Here is a 21,366-nt window from a genome sequence, read left to right on the forward strand (position 1 = left end):
GCCCCCCCCCCCCCCCCCGGGCCCCCCCCACGTCGGGCGTCACGACGGCGGTGCCGAGGGGGCGCCGCCGGGTCACAGCGAGGAGGACAGAGCGTGCCACGTCTCGACGAGGGCGGCCCCGGGGGCGGCCCCATCCAGTACCCGCCGATCCTGCAGACGCTCGGGCTCGACTACGAGCAGAACTGGACCGGCTCCACGCACGACGCGCTGAAGACGGTGGAGTACACCGTGACCACCGCGAACACCTTCGGCGACATCCCCGCCGCCCGTGACTTCGCGAGCGTCTACGTCGCCGCGTCGCACATCTACGAGGCCACGCTGCGGGGGATCCGCGACGACCTCACGGCGGCCGCCCAGGCCCTGGCGCAGGCCGGCGACGAGATCCGCCAGCGCGACGAGGCCTCCGGCGACGCCTTCCAGACCCTCCAGGCACGGTGGGGCGACGGCACCGGGTCGGCCGCCGCGCAGCAGACCGAGCAGGCCGCCGAGGACGCCGCCGCCCAGGAGGGCTCGGCCGCCCAGGTCCGCATCCAGGACGGCCAGCCCGCGCAGGACGGCGGTCCCACCGGGACGGGCGCCGCTCCCGGCACCGACCCCACCGTCGCCACCGACGGCGGACCGACCCCCACCGGCGACACCCCTCCGTCGAGCGGCATGGACGTCGGCTGATGACCCGAGCGCGCCTGCGGCACACCGCCCTCGCCCTCGCCCTCGTGGCGGGGGTCGGCGGTGCCGCCGTCGTGCCCGCGGCCGCCTCGGCGCCGGCCCCCACGGGGGTCCGTGCGGCCGCCGAGCCGCTGCCGGGGGAGTGGTGGAGGTCGGCGATGGGTGTCGACGAGCTGAACCGCGCCGGCTCCGGCACGGGCGTCACCGTGGCGGTCATCGACGGTCCCATCGACCCCGACGTCCCCGAGCTGAAGGGGAAGGTGGTCTCCAGCCGCAGCTACTGCGAGACCCCGGGTGGGGCCACGGGCCGGCTCCTGTCACCCTCCGCGAAGGGCAAGGACGCCGAGCACGCCACGAGCATGGCGGCCCTGATCGCCGGTTCGGGCCGCGGCACCGGCTCCGGCGGCCGGGGCATCCGCGGCATCGCCCCGGACGTGAGGATCCGGCACTACGCGGTGCTCTACGCCGGCGAGGACGGCAAGAAGCAGTGCGTCATGCGCAAGGCCGGTGGAGACAACATCGACCAGGCCGTCGCCGACGCGATCGCCCAGGCGGCCGAGGACGGCGCGGACGTCATCAACATCAGCCTCGTCGTGGGCTTCGACGAGGACATGGTCGACGCCCTCCTCACCGCCTACGGCCGCGACGCGGTCGTGGTCGCCGGGTCGCCCAACACCCGCACCGACGTGCAGTGGCCCGGCCTCGGGAACGGCGTCCTGCTCGTCAACAGCGTCGACTCCGCCGGCAGGATCCCGGACTTCGCGGTGCGGGACAGCCCTTTCGTCGCGCTGGCCGCGCCCGGCAAGGACGTCATGGCGGCGAGCTACGACGGCTCGGGGTGGAAGAGCGAGACGCTCGTCTCCGGCTCGTCGATCGCGACGGCCCTGGTGAGCGGCGGCATCGCCGCCATCCGCTCCGCGTACCCCGAGGCCACGTCCGGGCAGGTGCTCCATGCCGTCAAGGACAACGTCGGCCTGCGCGAGAAGACGAGCGGCTCGGGCTACGAGACGTGGTTCCGCCGGTCGGGCACGGACCTCCCCGAGGTCAAGAGCGCGAACACCGCGTACGGGTGGGGCATCTTCGACCCCGCGGACGCCGTGAAGGTCGACCCCACGACCCTGCCGAAGGACAATCCCTTCGTGCGCACCCGCACGTCCGACGACCCCACGGCCGAGCAGGTCTCCGCCGCGCTCGGCACCGCGAGCCCCTCGGCGACGGCCGCCCCCACGGCCTCGGCCTCGGCGCCGTCCTCGCCGTCGGCGCAGGCGGCGGCCCCGGCCCGCACCGAGGACGGCTCCTCCACGCCCTGGCTGCCGATCGGCGCCGGCGTGCTCGTCCTCGTGCTCCTCGCGGCGGGCGGCGCCTTCGTCCTCGGCAGGCGCGGGAGCAACCCGGTCCCCGCCACCCCGTCCGGGACCCCCGGACCGCACGACCCCACCGACTCCACACAGACCACCACCACGACGGACGGCGCCACGAGCGCCGAGGGGAGGAAGCACTGATGGTCATTCCCGACGAGGGTCCGAGCAACCCGCCGCTGCCGGAGGACGCCGGCCCCAACGAGCGCAAGCTGTACGACATCTACGGCTTCTCCTCGGTGCTGGTGCGGATGACGGCCGACGACTGGGGCACGACCTCGGACACGGTGAGCAACCTCGCCGTCGAGGTGCGCACGCTGATGAGCAAGCTCCGCGGTGCCGAGCGGCCGTGGGAGGGCCCGGCGGCCGAGAGCGCCTACGCGACGCTCGAGACCCTCGCGACGCAGCTCGACCTGCGGGCCGAGGAGATCACCGGCATCAAGCGCGGCCTGAACAAGGCGGCCGAGGCCGCCGACACCGCGCGGCAGGCCTACCAAACGACCGTCCGCGCGATCTCGACCGACGTCGACCGCAGCGGGTACGAGAAGACCGCGCCGCGCCAGGGTGGCCAGCCGGCGCCCGACGGCAAGGTCTTCGACCAGGCGGCCTACGACGCCGCCGTCGCGGCCCAGCGCGAGCAGCGCGAGCAGCAGGCCGCCACCGTGCTCGCCGCCTTCCGCGGTGACATCACGACGGCCGCCAAGGAGATGCCGGTCGAGCCCGCCAAGGAGTCGGTCACCATCACCCCCGGTGGCGGCGGCGGCGGCGGTGGTGGTGGCAACTACCCGACGGGCGGCGGCCCGAGCGGTGGCACCTACGTGGCGCCGAACGGCGGGGGCTACGTCAGCGAGTGGCCGCCCAAGAACAACCCGCCGGTCCTCCCACCCGTCGACCCGCCGGTGTACTACCCACCGGAGCCGGTGATCATCGAGTGCGGTCCGTGGCCCGAGGGGCCGGAGCCGACCCCGGTCGACCTCGACGGTGGCACGCTCGGCACGACCACCCCGACCGGGCCCGGCTCGGTCGACTGGGCGGGCACCGGCAACCCCGGCGGCTCCACCGGCGGCGGCCTCGGTCTCGGCACGGGTGGGGGCGCCATCGGCGGCGGGATGCTCGCCGGCGGTGCGGCCATGCTCGGCAAGGGCATGCTCGGCAAGATGACCGGCGGCGCCCTCGGCGCGGCCGGGCGCGGCCCGCTCGTCGCGGGCAGCACGTCGGCGGCCGCTCGGGGCACCACGGGTGCCGCCGGCCGCGGTGGCGCGACCGGTGGTGGCGGCCGCGGGGTCGTCGGTGCCGGTGGCCAGGGCGCCCAGGCCCGCGGGGGTCGTGGTGGCGCTGCCGGCGTCCGCGGCGCCAAGGCCGGTCGCTACGGCGTGCCGAAGCTCGGCGAGTCCTCCTCGCGCGGCGGCAAGGGTGTCGTCGGCGCCGGCTCCGGTGCGGGTGGGCGCGGCGGCCGCAAGGGCAAGGACGGGAAGCCCGAGGGCGTGGACTCGCTGACCCACGAGGACGAGCAGACCTGGTTCGAGGGCGAGGACGACGCCACGCCGCCCGTGTGGCGCTGACGGCTTCCTGCCCGACCCGATGACGCGTGCGGCGTCTCGCCTCAGCCCGAGGTGAGGCGCCGCAGCGTCTCCACCAGCCCCGCGGCGACCAGCCCGAGGGGCAGCACCGAGACCACGGCCAGCGCCTCGAGGCGGTCGGCCGAGCGGGAGAGCCGGGTGGAGGCCCACCCACCGTCGATGGCGACCGCGGCCACCATCGCGACGACACCGAGCACGACGGAGGCCCCCACGAGCGGCCAGCGCCATCCGCCGTCCCAGCCGACGACGGCCACGGAGCCGGCGGCCGCGAGCGAGGCGGCGGCCCCGAGCATGGCGTAGCGCGCGAGCCGGTCGCGCACGTGGCGGGACTGGTACCCGAAGGCGAGCGCCGCCGCCACGAGCACGGCCCACCGCGACCACGGCGCGATGGTGGACAGCGCCGGGGTCAGCGCGAGGACCCAGCCGGCCAGCACCGCCGCCAGTGCCTGGTAGGCCGTGCCGACGGTGACCACCGAGCGGGCCTGCGCCACACGGTCGCGGACGTCGGTGCCGGTGACCCGGCGCCGGCGGGCGGCGTGCCGCTCGCGGACCGACCAGATGGTCGTCGAGAGGCGGTCGGTGTCGAGGAGCTGGGTGGGGTCGACGTCGAGGCTGGCGCTCGGGAGGGCGCGCACCACCACCGGGGCCAGCCCGACGAGCACCGCGGCGGCCGTGACGAGGGGCAGGCCGGTGAGGACGGTGAGACCGACGACGACGGCCACGCCGCCCAGGCAGGCGGTGGCGGTGCGCTCGGCGCGGTCGCCGGGCGAGCCGTCGGAGGAGGCGAGGGCGAGGACCAGCGCCCCGAGCGCGGCGGCGACGGTGACGGTCACCGCCACGCGGGAGGGGGACTCGGCGAGCGGGACGAGCAGCCCGGCCGCGGTGGCGAGCGCCGGCGCCGCGGCGAGGCGCACCATCCCGGCGCCGTCGCGGTGGCGGGGCGTGAGCATCGTGGCCGCGATCCCGGCCGCGAGGAGCAGCCCGGCCGCCACCCAGCGTGCCACGGTGGACCCGAGGACGCCGTCGGTCCCACCGGCCGGGGCCGCCAGCGCGAGGACCCCCGCGACGAGGCTGACCAGGGCGGTTCCCGCGACGAGGCCGACGGCGAGGTCGGGGACGCCTGCGCGGCGGCGGCGGGGCCGGCGTCCGCGACGCCGCCGGTCGGCGTGGAGGGAGGCCCGGCTGACCGTCACCTCGCCGTCGTCGACGTCGTCGCGGCGGCGGGTGGCGTCGTCGACCAGCGAGACACCGGGGGAGGACGGGGTCGAGGGGGTGCGCGAGCCGCCGGCCCACGACGGGGCGGAGGAGCGCGCGCCGGGTGCGGCCGAGGAGCGGTCGAGGCTGACGACCTCGCGGTGCAGGCGGTGCGTGGTGGTGCGGACCACCGTGAGCACCGAGCCGGCCGGCAGGTCCCCACCGAGGCGGTCCTGCGGCCCGTAGACGTGCCCCCCGGCGGTCGCGACCGAGCTCGGCGCCGCGCTCGAGGAGATCCCCAGGACCGCCAGGACCTCGGTGACCCGCGTGCCGACGGGCACGACGAGGTCGTAGCGCCGCTCGTCGGCGACGAGGGTCAGCTGCTGCGTCGGCTCGGCCATCGTCCCCTCCCCAAGTTCGTGGCGGCCGCGAGCTGCGGCCACTGCCCGCGCAGAACAGTATCCACGGGTACGGTGGGCGCGACCGGCAGTAGGACACGAAGGGGGAGAAGGATGACGGTGGCCGCCCGCAGCGGCGCCCGCGAGAAGGCACCCGAGGTGCCGACCGGGCGGATCGTCCTCCAGCCCCCTCCGGAGATCACGCCCTCCGAGGGTGCGAGCGGCCTGCTCATGCAGGCCGTCCCGATGCTCGGCTCGCTCGGCTCCATCGGCTTCGTCGCGATGTCGCAGTCGGGCCCACGGGCCTGGTTCACGGCCGGCATGTTCCTCGTGGCCAGCGTCGGCTTCGTCGCGGTCAGCGGGGTGCGCCAGCGCCAGCAGCACTCGGCCGGCGTCATCGCCGCCCGGCGCGAGTACCTCGCCTACCTCGCGGAGGTCCGCGAGACCATCCGCGACGCCGCGGCCCGCCAGCGCGAGGCGGCCCTGTGGGACTTCCCCGACCCGAACGCCCTGCCCGTCATCGCGGCCGAGGGCAGCCGGGTCTGGGAACGCTCACCGGCCGACGGCGACTTCCTCCAGGTCCGGATGGGCACCACCTCCCAGCCGCTCTGCCTCGAGCTCGAGCCGCCCGAGACCGCTCCGCTCGCCCAGCTCGACCCGGTCGCGGCCTCGGGGCTGCACCGCCTGCTGTCCACCCACCGGGTCCAGCCCGGGCTCCCGGCGTCGGTGGCCCTGCGCGCCTGGCCGCACCTCGAGGTGACCGGCGACGCCGACCCGGCCCGCTCGCTGGCGCGCTCCGTCGTGCTGCAGGCGGCCCTCCAGCACGCCCCGGACGACCTCGTCATCGCCGCGCTCGTCTCCCGCGAGGCCCGCGCCGAGTGGGAGTGGCTCAAGTGGCTCCCGCACGCGCTGAGCCCGCGCGAGCACGACGCCGTCGGCCCGGTGCGCCTCGTCGGCGAGTCCGTCCACGACCTGCTGCCGCTCCTGCCCCAGGAGATCGTCGAGCGCCCGCGCTTCGGCCCCTCCGACCGCCCCTCGCTGCCGCACGTGCTCCTGGTCGTCGACGGCGGGCACGTGCCCCCGGGCAACCCCGTCGTCACCCCGGACGGCGTCCTCGGCGTCACCGTCCTGGACCTGCCCGAGCAGTGGGGCGAGGTCGACTCCGGCACGACGCTCCGCCTGGCCGTCGGGGCACGCACCGCGTCCGGGCCCCGCGCCGGCACCGCGCCCCTCGAGATCATCAGCCTGGCCCGGGGCGTGGCCCACGGTGTCGCCGACCAGGTGTCGACCACCCGGGCCGAGGCCGCGGCCCGTCGCCTCGCCCCACGCTACTCCGCCGACGAGCCCGAGGCCCGTGACGCGCTCACCGCCTCCACCGAGCTCGTCGACCTGCTCGGCACCGGTGACGTCCGCGACTTCGAGACCGACACCGCGTGGCGCGCCCGCCTCCAGCGTGACCGGCTCCGCGTGCCGATCGGCGTCGACGAGAAGGGGCTTCCCGTCGCGCTCGACATCAAGGAGTCCGCCCAGCAGGGCATGGGCCCGCACGGCCTGGTCATCGGGGCCACCGGCTCCGGCAAGTCCGAGCTCCTGCGGACCCTGGTGCTCGCGCTGGCGATGACGCACTCGCCCGAGGCCCTGAACTTCGTCCTCGTCGACTTCAAGGGTGGTGCGACCTTCGCCGGCATGGCCGACATGCCGCACGTCTCGGCCGTCATCACCAACCTCGGCCAGGAGCTCACGCTCGTCGAACGCATGCAGGACGCGCTCCAGGGCGAGATGACCCGCCGCCAGGAGCTGCTCCGCTCGGCCGGCAACTTCGCCAACGTCACCGACTACGAGCGCGCCCGCGCCGGCGGTGCCGACCTCGAGCCGCTGCCGGCGCTGCTCATCGTCGCCGACGAGTTCTCCGAGCTGCTCGCGGCCAAGCCCGAGTTCGCCGACCTGTTCGTCGCCATCGGCCGGCTCGGCCGCTCGCTGTCGATGCACCTGCTGCTCTCCTCGCAGCGCCTCGAGGAGGGGCGCCTGCGCGGCCTGGAGTCGCACCTGTCCTACCGCATCGGCCTGCGCACCTTCTCGGCCGGCGAGTCGCGCACGGTCATCGGCGTCCCCGACGCCTACGAGCTGCCGCCGGTCCCCGGCCTGGGCTACCTCAAACCGGACCAGACGACGCTGACCAAGTTCAAGGCCGCCTACGTCTCGGGCCCGCCGAAGGGCCGGCGCCGCCGGGCCGCGGCCGAGCCCGGGGCGGGCAGCACGTCCACCGAGATCCTGCCGTTCACCCTCGCGCCGGTCACCGCCGGTCGCCGCGGGTCGGGCGAGCCCGTCGAGGTCGTGAGCACCGAGGCGCCGGAGGAGCGCGCCGTCTTCGACATCGCGGTCTCGCGGATGCGGGGCAAGGGCCGTCCGGCACACCAGGTCTGGCTGCCGCCCCTCGACGTCCCCAACTCGATGGACCAGCTCTTCCGCGACCTCGTGGCCGACCCGCAGCTCGGCCTCGTCAGCCCGTCGTGGCGCTCGCGCGGTGACTACGTGCTGCCCGTCGGCATCGTCGACCGCCCGCTCGAGCAGCGCCGCGAGCTGTACGTCCTGCGGCTCGGCGGGGCCGGTGGCCACGTGGCCGTGGTCGGCGGGCCGCGCTCGGGCCGCTCGACCTTCGCGCGCACCATCGTCTCGGCGATCGCCCTGACCACGACGCCGCTCGAGAGCCAGGTCTACGTCCTCGACTTCGGCGGTGGCACCTTCACGCCGCTCGCCAAGCTGGCGCACGTGGCCGGCGTCGCCAACCGCAGCGAGCCCGAGGTGGTCCGCCGCCTCGTCGCCGAGATCCGCGGCATCGTCGACGCCCGCGAGTCCTACTTCCGCAGCAACGGCATCGACTCCATCGAGACCTACCGCCGGCGCCGGGCCGAGGGCCGCGCCGACGACGGCTACGGCGACGTCTTCCTCGTCGTCGACGGCTGGCCCACGGTCCGCTCCGAGTTCGACGAGCTCGAGGCCCAGATCACCGAGCTCGCCGGCCGCGGCCTGACCTTCGGCGTGCACGTCGTCATCACGACCTCGCGCTGGATGGACTTCCGCAACCAGATCCGCGACGTCCTCGGCACGCGCGTCGAGCTGCGGCTCGGTGACCCCACCGACTCCGAGGTCGACCGCAAGGTCGCCGCGAACGTCCCCAAGGGCCGTCCGGGTCGCGGCCTGACGATGACCAAGCACCACTTCCTCGGCGCGATCCCGCGCATCGACGACCGCGGCAGCGTCGACGACCTCGGCGACGGCGTCGAGGACCTCGTGACGCGGGTCAACGCCGCCTGGCAGGGCCCGCGCGGCCCGAAGCTGCGCCTGCTGCCCGACGAGATCACCCTCGACGCGGTCCGCGAGCTCGCCGGCGCCGACGAGCGCCGGCTGCTGCTCGGTGTCGACGAGGCCGACCTGTCGCCCATCGGCATCGACCTCGCCGAGGAGCCGCACCTGTACCTGCTCGGTGACGGAGACAGCGGCAAGACCGCGTTCCTGCGCACCGTGGCCCACGAGATCGCCCGCCTGCACACCCCGGAGGAGGCCAAGCTCTTCGTCGTCGACTACCGGCGCGGCCTGCTCGGCGAGCTGCCCGAGGGGTACGTCGGCGAGTACCTCACCACCGAGGACCAGACCGTCGCCGCCGTCGAGGGCATCGCCCAGTTCCTGCGGACCCGCCTGCCCGGCCCGGACGTCACGCCCGAGCAGCTGCGCACGCGGTCCTGGTGGACCGGGGCCGAGGTCTACTTCCTCGTCGACGACTACGACCTCGTCGTCACCTCGTCCGGCTCGCCGCTGCGCCCGCTCGTCCCGATGCTGGCCCAGGCCGGCGACGTCGGCCTGCACCTGGTCCTGACTCGGCGCACCGGTGGTGCGTCGCGGGCGCTCTTCGAGCCGGTGCTGCAGAGCGTGCGCGACCTCGGCTCGCCGGGCGTGCTGCTCTCGGGCAGCCCCGACGAGGGGATGCTCATCGGGCGGGTCAAGGCCTCGCCGCAGCCGCCGGGACGCGCGCGCATCGTCTCGCGCGAGCTCGGGGACCAGGTCTTCCAGACCGCGTGGCAGCCACCGCGGCACCGCTGACCTAGGCTGCGGGCATGGAGCCCGTGTACCGACCCGTCATCCATGCGGCGAAGACGTTGTTCTTCCTCCAGGGGACCCGGTTCACCATGACGGGGACCGAGAACGTGCCGCGGGTCGGTGGTGCCGTGCTGGCGATCAACCACACCTCCTACCTCGACTTCATGTACGCCGGGCTGCCGGCCTGGCCGCACCGGCGCTACGTGCGCTTCATGGCCAAGAAGTCGATCTTCACGCACCGCGTCGCGGGGCCGCTGATGCGCGGCATGGGCCACATCCCCGTCGACCGGCACAACGGCGGCGAGTCCTTCCGCCTGGCCCTGGCGGCGCTCAAGGCCGGCGAGATCGTCGGCGTCTTCCCCGAGGCGACGATGTCGCGCTCCTTCGAGCTCAAGGAGTTCAAGCCGGGGATCGTCAAGATGGCGCAGGTCGCCGGCGTCCCGGTCCTCCCGACGACCATCTGGGGCGGCCAGCGGGTGTGGACCAAGGACCTGCCCAAGCACATGGGGCGCGCCAACATCCCCGTCTCGATCACCGTCGGGGAGCCGCTCGAGATCGGTCGCCGCGAGGACGTCGGCGAGGCCCTGACCCGCATCCGGTCCGCGATGCAGGCCCAGCTCGACGTGCAGCAGGCGGCCTACCCGACGCTCACCGGCGAGGACCTGCGCTGGCAGCCCGCGCGGCTCGGGGGCACGGCGCCGACGCCCGAGGCCGCGCACGAGGCCGACGCCTCGGACATGAAGCGCACCCGGGACAAGTTCACCGGCTGAGCACGCGCTCGGGCCGGCGTCGCCCGAGCCGGTTCCCGGCGGGCGAGCCGACTGCAGGAGGCTCGCGTGCGGCCACCCGGCCCGGATGCCTCCGGGCGGCGGGTCAGACGGAGTGACCGAGGTGGGCCAGCGCCTGGCGCAGCAGCACCCCGTGGCCGCGGTCCATCTCGGCCTGGATGCCGGGGTCGAGGGCCTGCGAGGGCGTGAGCCAGGTGAGGTCGAGCGCGTCGTTCTGGGGTGCGCAGTCGCCGGCGACGGGCACGACGAACGCCAGCGAGACCGCGTGCTGGCGCGGGTCGTGGAACGGGGTGACGCCCGGGGTCGGGAAGTACTCGGCGACCGTGAACGGCTGCGGGGCGACGGGCACGCGGGGCAGGGCCACCGGCCCGAGGTCCTTCTCGATGTGCCGCAGCAGCGCGTCGCGGACCCGCTCGTGGTGGAGCACGCGGCCGGAGACGAGCTCGCGGCAGACCCGGCCGTCGCCGTCGAGGCGCAGCAGCACCCCGAGGGCCAGCACCTCACCACGCTCGTCGACGCGCACGGGCACGGCGTCGACGTAGAGGATGGGGAGCTTCTCGCGGGCCGAGTCGAGCTCCTCGCGGCTCAGCCAGGCGGGGTCGCGGTCCAGCTCGAGAGGGTTCATGGAGGCGATTGTGCCAAGGGCGCGGCGGAGCCCTCCGGGCGGCTCGCCGGGTCCGCGCCGCGGACCGGGTGCTCGAAGGTCACCGGTGCCCCGAACGCGGCCCGGCGCGAGGCCCGGCGCAGCGCCCCGAGCACGGGCCGGGCGGTCAGGGAGACGAGCACGACGTTGGTCACCGCGCGACCGAGGTCCCACCCGAGGCTCGTCGCCAGGCTGAAGACGACGAAGCGGTGGAGGTTGTCGAGCAGCGGGGCCCCGGCGACGAAGGACAGCTCGCCGGTGAGCCCGGTCGAGAACGGCCAGAACGAGAGGTTGAGGAGCATCCCGTAGGCCAGACCCGCCAGCGCGCCGTAGGCGGCGAGCATCGCCACCTCCCACCGGCCGCGGACCGGCGGCAGCAGCCCCGCACCCCAGCCGACCCACGCGGCGCCGAGCATCTGGAACGGCAGCCACGGACCGACGCCGCCGGTGATGAGGGCCGAGGCGAACAGGGTCACCGCGCCCTGGACGAACCCGAAGCCCGCGCCGAACACCCGGCCCCCGAGGACGAGCAGGAAGAAGACGGTCTCGAGCCCGGCGGTGCCGGCCCCGAGCGGGCGCAGCGCCGCGCCGACCGCCGAGAGCACCCCGAGCATCGCGACGGCCTTGACGTCCATGCCGCCCTCGGCGATCTCGGCGAGGACGACGGCGAGCAGCAGCGGCAGCACGAGCGCCAGCACGAGCGGGGCATCGGTCGAGTGGGCCAGACCCGACCCCGGCGTCACGAGCAGCGGCCAGCCGAAGGCGAGCAGGCCGGCGACGCTGACGAGGGCGACGGCCGCCGCCGAGCGCGGGCGGAACCTGATGGCCGCGACGCGCGGCTGCTCGGCGCTCACCGGGGCACCTTCGCGGCGGCTTCGCGCACGTCGGACACGGTGAGCCAGGGGCCGGGGGAGAGGACCTTGGCGACCTGCGGCGCGAAGGCGGGGGAGGAGACGACGACCTCGGCGGTCGGCCCGTCGGCGACCACCTCACCGGCGGCCATGACGACCACCCGGTCGGCGCACTCGGCGACGAACTCGACGTCGTGGGTGGCCACGGCGACGGACCGGCCGCGGGCCGCGAGGTCGCGCAGCGTGGCGGTCAGGACGGCCTTGGCGGTGGGGTCGAGGCCGCGGGTCGGCTCGTCCAGGAGGATCACGGGCGGGTCGGCACTCAGCTGCACGGCCAGGACCAGCGAGAGCTTCTGGCCCTCGGACAGGTCGCGCGGGTGCCGGTCGGCCGGGATGCCGGGCGCCAGCCGCTCGAGCAGCGCGGCGCAGGTGCCGGGAGGCATCGTGCTCTCGCGGTCGGCCTGCGCGCACTCGGCGCCGACGGTGTCGAGGTAGAGAAGGTCGGTGGCGCTCTGCGGCACCAGGCCGACCCGGGTCCGGCGCTCGACCGGGTCGAGGTCGGCGGGGTCTCGCGGTTCCTCCCCGGGACCGCCGACCCGCACCCGTCCGGCGGTGCGGGCGCCGCTGCCTTGGAGCGCCCAGAGGAGCGAGGACTTGCCCGAGCCGTTGCGGCCCATCAGCGCGGCGACCTCGGCGGAGCGCAGCGCGAGGTCGACGTCGGCGACGGCCACCACGTCGCCGGGATGGCGCACAACGATGCCCGTGGCCTCGAGCGCCGCCCGAGCGGCACCCCCCTCCGCACCGTCCATCTTTCGACGAATGTGTCGATCGGTGGACGGTCCGGGCTCGCTCGCGCCGTCCATCTTTCGACGAATGTGTCGATCGGTGGACGGTCCGGGCTCGCTCGCGCCGTCCATCTTTCGACGAATGTGTCGATCGTCGTCGCTCTCGAGCCCGGGCACCGGACCGGATGCCAGCCGCTCGCGCAGGTCGCGGGCGGCGCGGCGGGCATCCCGCACCGACAGCGGGAGCGGGGACCATCCCGCCCAGCGGCCGAGCTCGACGACGGGGGAGGCGATGTCGCTCGTTTCCATCATCGCGGCGGGCGGGCCGGCCGTGACGAGGCCCTCGGGCCCGACGTGCACGACGCGGTCGGCGTAGTGCAGCACCCGCTCGACCCGGTGCTCGGCGACGACGACGGTGACCGCGAGGTCGTGCACCAGCCGGGTGATGGTGGCGAGCACCTCCTCGGCGCCGGTGGGGTCCAGGGCCGAGGTGGGCTCGTCGAGCAGGATGACCCGGGGGTGGGCGGTGAGGACCGACCCGATGGCCACGCGCTGCTGCTGGCCCCCGGAGAGCTCGGCGAGCGCGGCGCCGCGCAGCTCGGGGATGCCGAGGACGTCGAGGGTCTCCTCGACGCGCTTGCGCATCGTCGCCGCCGGGAGCCCGAGCTGCTCCATCCCGTAGGCGAGCTCCTCCTCGACGGTGTCGGTGACGAACCCGGCGAGCGGGTCCTGCCCGACGACCCCGACGAGGTCGGCGAGGTCGCGCGGCCGGTGCTCGCGGGTGTCGCGGCCGTGCACGAGGACCCGGCCGTTCAGGGTGCCGCCGGTGAAGTGCGGGACGCGGCCGCACATCGCGCCGAGGAGGGTCGACTTGCCGGAGCCGGTGCGCCCGACGACGAGCGCCAGCTCGCCCTCCTCGACGACGAGGTCGACGTCGCGCAGGACCGGATGCTGCGCGCCGGACGGCGTCACCGACACCGACTCGAGGACGACCGCGTGCTCGCTCACGACGCCACCCCCACGGCCCCGCGGGAGGCCACCCGGGGCGCCGGCTTCGGAGGCTCGGGGGTGAGGAACGCCGGCAGGGCCGCGACGAGCAGTCCGGCCACCGCGAGCAGCGGGAGGGCGGGGACGGCCAGCGGCTCCAGCGGCAGGACGAGGGCGTCCGGGGTGGTGCGCGAGACGACGGTCAGCGCGACCGCCGCGACGACACCGCACCCGAGCGTCAGCCACTCGGCGCCGCGCCACGGGTCCGGCCGGTACGTGGACGTCACCACGTGCCGGCCGCCGAGCCAGAGGCCGAGGGCGGAGAGCCCCAGGCCGACGAGCAGCGTCGGGGTGCCGAGGACCGCCGGGGTGCTCGCGTCGAGGACGCCGTAGAGGCCCACGGCGCTCGCCAGCAGCCCCACGAAGGTGACGGCGCCCGTGACGCGGCGCTCGCGGGCGGGGGCGGCGCCGCTGCGGCCGTAGCCGCGCGAGTCCATCGCCGCAGCGAGGAGGAGGGACCGCTCGAGGGTGTCCTCGAGGACGGGCAGGGCGATGCGCCGGACCGCTCGCAGGCCCCGGCCGGTGTCGCCGCGCAGCCGTCGGGCCCGGCGCACGCGCTGGACGGACTCGGCGAGCTGCGGTGCGACGGAGACGGACACGACGACCGCGGCCCCGATCTCGTGCAGCGCGCTCGGCATGCTGCGCAGCAGCCGCTTCGGGTTCGCCAGGGCGTTCGCGGCCCCGATGCACGCGATGATGACCGCCAGCCGCAGCCCGAGGGTCGCCGCGGAGAGCAGGCCTTCCAGGTAGACGTCCCCGCCGAGCTGGATGCCGGCCGCCCACGACGGGAGCGTGGCCTCGGGCAGCGGGAGCACGCGCACGGTGCCGAACTTCAGGCCGACGAGCACGTGGAGGACGAGCCGCACGACGATGATCGCCAGCCCCAGCCAGAGGTAGAGGCGGAAGGCCCGCGCCCACGGCGAGGATCCCCGCCGCGCCGCGACGACGAGCGCCGCCACCGCGAGCGCGAGGAGGAGCACGAGCGGGTTGGTCGTCGTGCTGGCCGCCACGGCGAGCCCGACCGCCCAGCCCCACCACGCCGCCGGGTGGACGGCACGGGGGAGCGGAGGGGTCACCGCGGCATCATCCCAGCCCTGCTCAGCCGCGGCGACGCCAGGCGACGGCGCCCGCACCGGCGGCGACGAGGGCCACCAGCGCTCCGCCGGCCACGAGCGTGCCGGTGCCACCACCGCCCGAGGCGTCGGTCGAGGTCGGGGCGGCGGCGAGCGGCGTCGCCGCCCCCTCCGGATCCGGCGACGCCGTCGCCGCCCCGCTCGGGGTGCCCGACGCGGTCGGCGTCGAGGACGTGGACGTGCTCGCGGAGGCGCCGGGGGCGGGCGTCGCGGTGCCCTTCGGGCCGCTGGTGGGCGGTGTGGTGGGCCGCTTGGTCGCCGCGCTGCCGGAGCCGGACGTGGTGCCGCTGGTCGAGCGGGGCGTGCTGGTCGGCTTCGGGGCGGCCGTCGTCGGCTTGGGCTTGCTCGTGGGCTTCGGGGCCGAGGTCGCCGTCGCCGCAGGGGGCGCCGTGCGCGGCTGCTGACCGGAGCCGAACCGGAAGCCGATGACGCTGCCGGCCTTCGGGTCGTAGGAGGCGACGCCGAGGCTGCTGTACGTCCAGGAGCCACCGCGCGGGGCGTGGAAGAAGGCCCAGTACGCGGATGCGGGCGGCATGGCCATGCAGGGGTCGGCCGTCTTGGCCGGGACGTTGTCGATGCGGCACACGACGGTCCCGGGGTACCGCGCCGGCGAGACGACGGCGGCGACGGCCTGGAGGGCCGCCATCGCGGACGACGGGTCCCCGGAGGCGCAGCGGGTGCTCAGGGACGACCCCGTGTCGATCACGACCGTGACGCCGGAGGTGCCGGAGCAGGCCGCGGCCTGCGCCGGGACGGCCGCCGCGACGAGCCCGGCGGTGGCCAGGCCCGCCGCGGCAGCGGCCGCGGACAGTCGGACGAGGAGGAGCCGCATCAGGCGTGCGCCCCCCGACGACGCGAGGCGAGCACCGCGGCGCCGCCGAGCACGAGCAGCGCGAGCCCGACGAGCACGGGCAGGAGCGGGTCGGCGCCGGTCTGGGCCAGCGCGCCGGACGGAGCCGCCGCGACCGGGTCGACGACACCGGTGCCCGGGGCGCCGGCGGTCGGGGTGGCCGACGCGCCGCCGCCCGAGGTGGGCGTCGTCGTCGGGGTCGTGGTCGGCGTGGCCGAGGCGCACGCCAGCGACGGGGCCTGCGCGTCGGCGCCGGCGGCCGTCACCGACCCGAGCGGAACCCCGGCCAGGGCGAGGAGGGCCTGCGAGGAGGACCGACGGTCGGGGTCGGTCGGCACCGCACCGGAGCCGTCCGAGACCTTCGCGTCGTAGGCGTCCCGGTCGTAGGCGATGCCGCCGCGCACGGCGGCCGGGAACGAGCAGCCGTACTGGAGGGCGACGAGGTAGCCGACGGCCGCCCGGGCCTGGGCCGTGCGGCCACCGGCGAGGAACGCCTGGCCGGCGAGGCCCGTCGTGTTGGCGTTGCCGGAGGACGAACCGACCGCGCCCCCGACGCCGCCGGAGGGCTGCTGGATCGAGGCCAGCTGGTCGAGGCCGGCGCTGACGGCGGCCTGCTGGCCGCCGACGGCCAGCAGCGCCTGGACCGCCATCGCGGTGGCGTCGGCGTCCGCGTCGGTGTCGCTGGTGCACCCGGCGTCCGACATCGAGATCTGGAAGCCGCCACCCGGGCACTGCTGGGTGAGCAGGTAGGCACGGGCCTGCGGGCTGACGGTGACGCCGGCGCGGGTCAGGCCGATGAGGGCGAGCGACTGCCCGAAGACGTTGGAGTTGTCGCCGTACTGGGACACGTCGGAGAAGCGGCCGTTCGGCTTCTCCAGCCCCTGCAGGGTGGCCACGAGGTCGGTCCCGCCGAACGCGGTGGGGTCCACGCCCTGCGCGACGGCCACGTTGAGGAGCTTGGCCACGGGGCCGGTGGCGATCTCGGCGGGGTCGCCGAAGCCGACGTAGTCGACCACGTGCTCGGAGAGGGTGCGGGTCGCGGCCGTCGCCGCGTCCTGGCCGGTGCCCGCCGCGTCGAGGGCCAGCACGAAGTCGGCCACCACGCCGTACTGGGGGAACTCGTCACCGCCGAAGACGATCGGGAGCGTGTAGTTCGTGGCGACGAGCTCGCGCTCCAGGTAGTCGGCACCGACGAGGACCGGGTCGGTCGAGGTGGCCGGACCGGCGGCCGCGCGCACGCCGTAGCGGGCGCTGTCACCACCGGGGACGAGGCCGGCGCTCGACGACGGGCTGGGCGTCGCGGTGCCGCTCGGTGCCGGGGTGCTCGGGGTCGAGGCGCTCGGCGACGGGGTCGCGGTGGCGCTCGGCTCGGGCGTGGCCGACGGCTCGGGCGAGGTGGTGGGGGCCGGCGTGGTCGCGGACGGCGACGGCGAGGCATCGGCCGTCGGGGTGCCGGTGGGCGAGGGGGTGTCGGCGTGCGCGGCGGCCGGCGCGCCCACGAGGGCGGCGGCGAGCAGCAGGGTCCCGAGCGCGCGGGCGCCGGGACGGAGCGTGGTGGGGGACATGGGGCCTTCCTGAGCGGTTCGAGACGACTGCCCGAACCACCGGAGTCCCGGTCACTCGGGCTCCGCCCCGCGTTCCTCGACGGGTGAATGGAGCCGCTCGCGCCTGATGGGCATTCCGACTCGTCACCCTCGCGGGTGACCTACGGCTGCGGGACAGTGCCGGACTTGGACCGGCTTCCCCCAGACAGGTGCGTGTGGGTGCCGCCCTCACGGGCGACGCCGCGATGCTACCCCGTCGGGAACTCGGTCGGAACCACGCGTCCGCCCCGGCTAGACTCCCGGGCACAGGCGATCGAGCCGTCATCAGCGGTGAGCCTCCGGAAGAACGGGACGCGCGCGTCCTCACTAGACCCGGACGTCGGGGTCACGTCACGACCTGGTGCAAGAGCGGCCGTCCACGGGCGGCAAGCGAGGTGGTACCGCGGTGGTGCCCGGTCACGAGCCGGACCCGTCGTCCTCGTGACGGACGAGTCGACCACCGCAGGAGCAGCACCGATGACCTACCCCCGGGTGTCCACGACCGGCGACCACACCGGCACCTCCTTCGGCGTGCCCGCGAGCCCGCGCTTCCCCGAGGTCGAGGAGGCGGTGCTCGCGCACTGGGCCGCCGACGGGACGTTCCAGGCCTCGGTCGACCAGCGCGACCCGGGCGAGCGCGGCGAGAACGAGTTCGTCTTCTACGACGGCCCGCCCTTCGCCAACGGCCTGCCGCACTACGGCCACCTGCTCACCGGGTACGTCAAGGACGTGGTCCCGCGCTACCAGACGATGCGCGGCCGCCGGGTCGAGCGGCGCTTCGGCTGGGACACCCACGGCCTGCCCGCCGAGCTGGAGGCGATGCGCCTCAACGGCATCAAGACGACCGACGAGATCCTCGAGCTCGGCATCGAGAAGTTCAACGCCGCGTGCCGCGACTCGGTGATGAAGTACACGGGGGAGTGGCGCGAGTACGTCACCCGCCAGGCCCGCTGGGTCGACTTCGACAACGACTACCGCACGATGAACGCCGACTACATGGAGTCGGTCATCTGGGCCTTCAAGTCGTTGTACGACAAGGGGTACGTCTACGAGGGCTTCCGCGTGCTGCCCTACTGCTGGAACGACGAGACCCCGCTGTCCAACCACGAGCTGCGGATGGACGACGAGGTCTACCAGAACCGGCAGGACCCCTCCGTGACGGTCGGCTACCTGCTCGACGACGCCGGCACCGACGCCGTCCTCGACGGCGCGCACCTGCTCGTCTGGACGACCACGCCGTGGACCCTGCCGAGCAACCTCGCGGCGATGGTCGGCTCCGACATCGACTACGTCGTCGTCGAGGCGCCGGTGCCGGGAACCGGGCGCACGGCGCGGTACGTGCTCGCCGAGGCGCGGCTGGAGGCGTACAAGCGCGAGCTCGCCTCTGCGGAGGGCGACTTCACGGTGCTCGGCCGGTACAAGGGCGCCGAGCTCGTCGGGCGCACCTACACGCCGCCGTTCACCTACTACGCCGGCCACGAGAACGCCTTCCGCATCGTCGCCGCGGACGACGCCGTCACCACCACCGACGGCACCGGCGTGGTCCACACGGCCGGCGCCTTCGGTGAGGTCGACAAGGAGGTGACCGACCGCGAGGGCATCGAGGCGGTCATGCCGGTCGGCAAGGACGGCCGGTTCACCGCGCCCGTCGCCGACTACGAGGGCGTGCAGGTCTTCGACGCCAACGCCCTCGTCATCGACCACCTGCGCGCGGCCACCCGCGGCGAGGGCCCGACCGGCTCGGTCTCGCCCGGCACGGTGCTGCTGCGCCGGGAGTCCTACGACCACAGCTACCCGCACTGCTGGCGCTGCCGCGAGCCCCTCATCTACAAGGGCGTCGAGTCGTGGTTCGTCGAGGTCACCGCGTTCAAGGACCGGATGGCCGAGCTCAACCAGCAGATCACCTGGGTGCCCGAGCACGTCAAGGACGGCCAGTTCGGCAAGTGGCTCGAGAACGCCCGCGACTGGTCGATCACGCGGAACCGGTTCTGGGGCAGCCCGGTCCCGGTGTGGAAGTCCGACGACCCGGCGTACCCGCGGATCGACGTCTACGGTTCGTTCGAGCAGATGGAGGCCGACTTCGGCGACCTCCCGCGCGACCGCGAGGGCAACCCCGACCTGCACCGCCCGTTCGTCGACGAGCTGACCCGACCCAACCCCGACGACCCCACGGGCCGCTCGACGATGCGCCGCGTCACCGACGTCCTCGACGTCTGGTTCGACTCCGGCTCGATGTCCTACGCGCAGGTCCACTACCCGTTCGAGAACGCCGACTGGTTCGCCGGCACCGAGTCCGAGGACGCGCACTTCCCGGCGGACTTCATCGTCGAGTACATCGGCCAGACCCGCGGCTGGTTCTACACGCTGCACATCCTCGCGACGGCCATCTTCGACCGGCCGGCGTTCGAGAACTGCATGAGCCATGGCATCGTCCTCGGCAACGACGGTCAGAAGATGTCCAAGTCGCTGCGCAACTACCCGGACGTGCGCGAGGTCTTCGACCGCGACGGCGCCGACGCGATGCGCTGGTTCCTCATGGCGAGCCCGATCCTGCGCGGCGGCAACCTCGTCGTCACCGAGGAGGGCATCCGCGAGGGCGTGCGGCAGGTCATCCTGCCGCTGTGGAACTGCTGGTACTTCTTCTCGCTGTACGCCAATGCGGCGAACGGCGGGGCGGGGTACGAGGCGAAGTGGTCGACGGCGTCGACCGACCCCCTCGACCGCTACCTGCTCGCCAAGCTGCACGACCTCACGGTCACCGTCACCGGTCAGATGGACGTCTACGACGTGCCCGGCGCCTGCGAGTCGGTGCGCGGCTTCGTCGACGTGATGACCAACTGGTACATCCGCCGGTCGCGGGAGCGGTTCTGGGACACCGGGTCCGGTGACGCCGCAGCCACCGAGGCGGCTTTCGACACCCTGTACACCGCCCTCGAGGTGCTCACCCGCCTCGCCGCGCCGCTCCTCCCGCTGCTCACCGAGGAGGTCTGGCGCGGCCTGACGGGCGGGCGCTCGGTGCACCTCGCCGACTGGCCGTCGGCCGACCAGCTGCCGGCCGACGACGCCCTCGTCGCGGCGATGGACCAGGTGCGGGCGGTCTGCTCCACCGGGTCCTCGCTGCGCAAGGCCGAGGGGCTGCGGGTGCGGCTGCCGCTGCGCGAGCTGACCGTCGTCACCGCCGACCCCGCCGGGTTCGAGCCGTTCACCGGCATCGTGCGCGACGAGCTGAACGTCAAGGGCGTCAGCGTCCGCGACGTCGCGGCGGCGCACGAGTCCGACTTCGGCATCAGCCAGCGCCTCACGGTCAACGCGCGGGCGGCCGGTCCGCGCCTCGGCCGCGACGTGCAGACCGCCATCAAGGGCTCGAAGTCCGGCGACTGGTCGGTGGCCGAGGACGGCACGGTGACGTCGGGTGGCCTGGCCCTCGTGGAGGGCGAGTACACGCTCGACACCGTCGTCGACGCGGCGGCCGGCGGCTCGCTCGCCACCGCCATGCTCCCCGCCGGCGGCTTCGTCGTCCTCGACACCGAGGTCACGCCCGAGCTGGCCCGCGAGGGCATCGCCCGCGACCTCGTCCGTGCGGTCCAGCAGGCGCGCAAGGACGCCGGTCTCGAGGTCTCGGACCGCATCCTCCTCGAGGTGTCCGGCGACGACGAGGTCGAGGCGGCCGTCGAGGCGCACCGCGGGCTGCTCGCCGGCGAGACGCTGGCCGCCGAGGTGGGCGCGCTGATGGCCCCCGACGGTGAGCGGGTCACGGTGGTCACGGTGGGTGACGGGCACAAGGCCCACGTGCGCGTCACCCGCCGGTGAACCCGCCGGACGGCGGGACGGGCGGGCTCACCTGGCCCGACGTCCCGCCGGCCGCCGGCCGGGTCAGGTTGCGGGAGTTCCGGAACGCTGACCTCGCGATGGTGCTCGACCTCGCGACCGACCCCTATGTGCCGCGGATCTCGACCCTGCCCGCGGGTGCCGGCGAGCAGGACGCGCTGGCGTACATCGCCCGGCAGCACGGACGCCTCTCCGAGGGCCGCGGCTTCAGCTTCTGCGTCGCCCTCGCCGCCGACGACACCGCGGTCGGCACCGCCGGGCTGTGGGTCGACGACCTCTCCCACGGCCGCTTCCGTGGCGGCTACACCGTCGCTCCCTCCCACCGGGGGCAGGGTCTCGCGACCGATGCCCTCCGGGCGCTGACCTCCTTCGCGTGGACCCTCGACGTCGCGCACCGCGTGGAGCTCTACGTCGAGCCGTGGAACACCGCCTCCCTCGGCGTCGCCGAGCGCGCTGGCTACGAGCGCGAGGGCCTGCTGCGCGGGCACCACCTCATCGGCGGGGAGTGGTGCGACATGCTGCTCCTCGCGGCCCTGCGCCCCTGAGGCGCCCCCTCCTCCCTCCCCC

General features: G+C 75.0%; 14 protein-coding genes and 1 riboswitch. Of the genes, 7 read left to right on the forward strand and 7 right to left on the reverse strand.

Going from position 1 to position 21,366, the window contains the following annotated elements; all coding sequences use genetic code 11:
* Positions 1–93: 93 nt before the first annotated feature.
* The 3 genes from ACQZ2A_RS20635 to ACQZ2A_RS20645 are packed head-to-tail and all read left to right on the forward strand — an operon-like array spanning position 94 to position 3,586.
* The gene (locus tag ACQZ2A_RS20635) at positions 94–669 is read left to right on the forward strand and encodes a hypothetical protein (protein WP_430214712.1); all 576 of its coding nucleotides are present in this window, start codon (positions 94–96) and stop codon (positions 667–669) included.
* Positions 669–2,168 carry a S8 family peptidase gene (locus tag ACQZ2A_RS20640; protein ID WP_430214714.1) on the forward strand — a complete coding sequence of 500 codons (1,500 nt, stop codon included), beginning with the start codon at positions 669–671 and terminating at the stop codon, positions 2,166–2,168. The genes ACQZ2A_RS20635 and ACQZ2A_RS20640 overlap by 1 nt, the downstream gene beginning before the upstream one ends.
* Entirely contained in the window at positions 2,168–3,586 is a 1,419-nt protein-coding gene (locus ACQZ2A_RS20645; protein ID WP_430214716.1) for a WXG100 family type VII secretion target, read from the forward strand. Before ACQZ2A_RS20640 ends, ACQZ2A_RS20645 begins: the two co-directional genes overlap by 1 nt.
* Before the next feature lie 41 nt (positions 3,587–3,627).
* Here the strand turns inward: ACQZ2A_RS20645 and ACQZ2A_RS20650 are convergent, their stop codons facing one another.
* Positions 3,628–5,199 (reverse strand): hypothetical protein, encoded by a 1,572-nt coding sequence (locus tag ACQZ2A_RS20650; protein ID WP_430214718.1) that lies wholly within the window; start codon positions 5,197–5,199, stop codon positions 3,628–3,630.
* 111 nt (positions 5,200–5,310) lie between these two features.
* Here ACQZ2A_RS20650 and eccCa point away from each other — a divergent pair, with 111 nt between their 5' ends.
* Together eccCa and ACQZ2A_RS20660 are read left to right on the forward strand one after the other, a co-directional pair.
* Positions 5,311–9,294, forward strand: coding sequence for a type VII secretion protein EccCa (eccCa, locus tag ACQZ2A_RS20655; RefSeq protein ID WP_430214720.1), 3,984 nt, complete (start codon positions 5,311–5,313; stop codon positions 9,292–9,294).
* Positions 9,295–9,308: 14 nt separating this feature from the next.
* Positions 9,309–10,061 carry a lysophospholipid acyltransferase family protein gene (locus tag ACQZ2A_RS20660; RefSeq protein ID WP_430214722.1) on the forward strand — a complete coding sequence of 251 codons (753 nt, stop codon included), beginning with the start codon at positions 9,309–9,311 and terminating at the stop codon, positions 10,059–10,061.
* A 103-nt stretch (positions 10,062–10,164) separates the two neighbouring features.
* Here the strand turns inward: ACQZ2A_RS20660 and ACQZ2A_RS20665 are convergent, their stop codons facing one another.
* From ACQZ2A_RS20665 to ACQZ2A_RS20690, 6 genes are read right to left on the reverse strand one after another with little or no spacing between them, the layout of a single operon-like run.
* Entirely contained in the window at positions 10,165–10,704 is a 540-nt protein-coding gene (locus ACQZ2A_RS20665; protein WP_430214724.1) for an NUDIX hydrolase family protein, read from the reverse strand.
* Positions 10,701–11,576, reverse strand: a complete 876-nt coding sequence (locus ACQZ2A_RS20670) for an ECF transporter S component (RefSeq protein WP_430214726.1) — start codon at positions 11,574–11,576, stop codon at positions 10,701–10,703. The genes ACQZ2A_RS20665 and ACQZ2A_RS20670 overlap by 4 nt, the downstream gene beginning before the upstream one ends.
* Positions 11,573–13,366 (reverse strand): ABC transporter ATP-binding protein, encoded by a 1,794-nt coding sequence (locus ACQZ2A_RS20675; RefSeq protein WP_430214728.1) that lies wholly within the window; start codon positions 13,364–13,366, stop codon positions 11,573–11,575. The genes ACQZ2A_RS20670 and ACQZ2A_RS20675 overlap by 4 nt, the downstream gene beginning before the upstream one ends.
* Positions 13,363–14,481, reverse strand: a complete 1,119-nt coding sequence (locus ACQZ2A_RS20680; protein WP_430214729.1) for a CbiQ family ECF transporter T component — start codon at positions 14,479–14,481, stop codon at positions 13,363–13,365. Before ACQZ2A_RS20680 ends, ACQZ2A_RS20675 begins: the two co-directional genes overlap by 4 nt.
* Positions 14,482–14,503: 22 nt before the next feature.
* Positions 14,504–15,370 (reverse strand): hypothetical protein, encoded by an 867-nt coding sequence (locus ACQZ2A_RS20685; RefSeq protein WP_430214731.1) that lies wholly within the window; start codon positions 15,368–15,370, stop codon positions 14,504–14,506.
* A complete protein-coding gene (locus tag ACQZ2A_RS20690) occupies positions 15,370–16,953 on the reverse strand; it encodes an LPXTG cell wall anchor domain-containing protein (protein ID WP_430214733.1) in 1,584 nt (527 codons plus the stop codon). Before ACQZ2A_RS20690 ends, ACQZ2A_RS20685 begins: the two co-directional genes overlap by 1 nt.
* A gap of 108 nt (positions 16,954–17,061) precedes the next feature.
* A riboswitch (cobalamin riboswitch) is annotated at positions 17,062–17,134 on the reverse strand.
* Between the two features lie 314 nt (positions 17,135–17,448).
* Between ACQZ2A_RS20690 and ileS the strand changes: the two genes are divergently transcribed.
* A complete protein-coding gene (ileS, locus tag ACQZ2A_RS20695) occupies positions 17,449–20,781 on the forward strand; it encodes an isoleucine--tRNA ligase (RefSeq protein ID WP_430214734.1) in 3,333 nt (1,110 codons plus the stop codon).
* Positions 20,778–21,344, forward strand: coding sequence for a GNAT family N-acetyltransferase (locus ACQZ2A_RS20700; protein ID WP_430214735.1), 567 nt, complete (start codon positions 20,778–20,780; stop codon positions 21,342–21,344). The genes ileS and ACQZ2A_RS20700 overlap by 4 nt, the downstream gene beginning before the upstream one ends.
* The last annotated feature ends 22 nt before the right edge of the window (positions 21,345–21,366 follow it).

The sequence above is a fragment of the Phycicoccus avicenniae genome, from assembly GCF_050496545.1.
Lineage (GTDB): Bacteria > Actinomycetota > Actinomycetes > Actinomycetales > Dermatophilaceae > Phycicoccus > Phycicoccus avicenniae_A.

What these genes read in the sequence shown, in the direction of transcription:
- ACQZ2A_RS20640 (WP_430214714.1), top strand. Translation starts at nt 669, where the DNA reads ATGACCCGAGCGCGCCTGCGGCACACCGCCCTCGCCCTCGCCCTCGTG.
- ACQZ2A_RS20645 (WP_430214716.1), top strand. Translation starts at nt 2,168, where the DNA reads ATGGTCATTCCCGACGAGGGTCCGAGCAACCCGCCGCTGCCGGAGGAC.
- ACQZ2A_RS20650 (WP_430214718.1), bottom strand. Translation starts at nt 5,199, where the DNA reads ATGGCCGAGCCGACGCAGCAGCTGACCCTCGTCGCCGACGAGCGGCGC.
- eccCa (WP_430214720.1), top strand. Translation starts at nt 5,311, where the DNA reads ATGACGGTGGCCGCCCGCAGCGGCGCCCGCGAGAAGGCACCCGAGGTG.
- ACQZ2A_RS20660 (WP_430214722.1), top strand. Translation starts at nt 9,309, where the DNA reads ATGGAGCCCGTGTACCGACCCGTCATCCATGCGGCGAAGACGTTGTTC.
- ACQZ2A_RS20665 (WP_430214724.1), bottom strand. Translation starts at nt 10,704, where the DNA reads ATGAACCCTCTCGAGCTGGACCGCGACCCCGCCTGGCTGAGCCGCGAG.
- ACQZ2A_RS20685 (WP_430214731.1), bottom strand. Translation starts at nt 15,370, where the DNA reads ATGCGGCTCCTCCTCGTCCGACTGTCCGCGGCCGCTGCCGCGGCGGGC.
- ACQZ2A_RS20690 (WP_430214733.1), bottom strand. Translation starts at nt 16,953, where the DNA reads ATGTCCCCCACCACGCTCCGTCCCGGCGCCCGCGCGCTCGGGACCCTG.
- ileS (WP_430214734.1), top strand. Translation starts at nt 17,449, where the DNA reads ATGACCTACCCCCGGGTGTCCACGACCGGCGACCACACCGGCACCTCC.